Source organism: Streptosporangium vulgare, assembly GCF_042428775.1.
Classification (GTDB): Bacteria; Actinomycetota; Actinomycetes; order Streptosporangiales; family Streptosporangiaceae; genus Streptosporangium; species Streptosporangium vulgare.
Map to the genome: position 1 here is coordinate 1 of NZ_JBHMBS010000110.1, position 1,273 is coordinate 1,273.

Below are 1,273 nucleotides of genomic sequence, written 5' to 3' on the forward strand. Positions count from 1 at the left end.
GAACCCCTCGTCCTGCTGTTCCGCCTGGGCATGCTGCCCATGATGTTCGCCCTGATCGTGCTACTGGCCATGATCGCCCGCCGTCTCACCGGCTCCCACCCCGCCGCACTCCTCGCCATCACGGGCTCGATCTCGGTCGGAGCGGCGAGCCTCTACCTGGGCAGCAGCGAGCTGTTCACCTGGGGAGGCATTCCAGACGCCTCATGGACAAGCCCCACCCAGGCGTTCGGAGCCCTGCTGTTCGCCCCGGTCGTCCTGCTGCTCGTCGACCTCCTCGATCGTGGGCGCCGCGGTGCGGGCGGGTGGCCGCTGCTGGCGGTCCTCCTCCTCGCGGTCATGGGGGCCAAGGCCGTCTACCTGCCCCTGCTCGCGGCGGGCCTGCTGGCGGTGGTCGTGGTCGAGGTGATCAGACGGCGCCGGGTGCCGTGGCCCGCGCTCACCGCGCTCGGGATGACCGCGGCCTGCTTCCTCGTCGCGCAGGTGACGCTGTTCGGCCGGGTGCGGCAGGGGCTGATCGTCGACCCCCTCTCGTTCGCGCGAACCGCGTGGGGCGAGTTGACCGGCCTGGGTGAACAGGTGAGCCCCCCGTCGCTCTCGGTGCTCGCCGTCGCGTCGCTCTACCTGTCGGGCTGGGCCGTCGCGTGGTGCGGGATCCTCGGGCTGCTGTGCCGGCCGAGGCTGCTCCTGCGACCGGCGGTGGTCCTCCTGCTCGGCATGGGCGCGGCGGGCATGGGCGCGGCGCTCCTGCTCGGGCACCCGGGCCGGAGCCAGCTCTTCTTTCTCTGGGGCGCCTATCCCTACCTGGTGATCGTCTCGGTCTACGGTCTCCTTGTCCTCCTGCGGCACGCGCGGGTCTCACGCGGACAGGCGATGTGCTCGGCCGGTGCCGGGGCGGTCGCCGCCTATGCGATTCCCGTCCTGTGCGGCGTCAGAGTCCCCCTCGGTCCCGATGAGCGGGACACCGTCCTCTACCGGCCGTACATCGTGCTGGCGGTGGCCGTCGTCCTGGTGTCCGCCGTCCTGGTCGTCAGGTGCGGCGGCCTTCGCGGATGGGCCCTCGTGACCATCATGCTCGCGGCCATCGGCCTGCCCGCCTATGTGCACGCGCGTGGCCTTCTCGTCATGGACCGCCTCACCGGAGAGAGTTCTCACACGGTCGGAGCGGTGGCCTCGCCCGTCCCCCTGGGCGCCCTGGAGGCAGGCCGGTGGCTGCGCGCCCACTCCGACCCCGACGACCTGGTCGCCACGGACACGCACTGCCGCTGGGGGCAGC

Annotated in this window: 1 protein-coding gene; it reads left to right on the top strand. The window is 72.1% G+C overall.

Features of this window, described 5'->3' with window-relative positions:
• Positions 1-1,273: hypothetical protein (locus tag ACFFRH_RS44195; RefSeq protein WP_386164178.1), on the top strand; the 1,273-nt coding region annotated here is incomplete at both ends.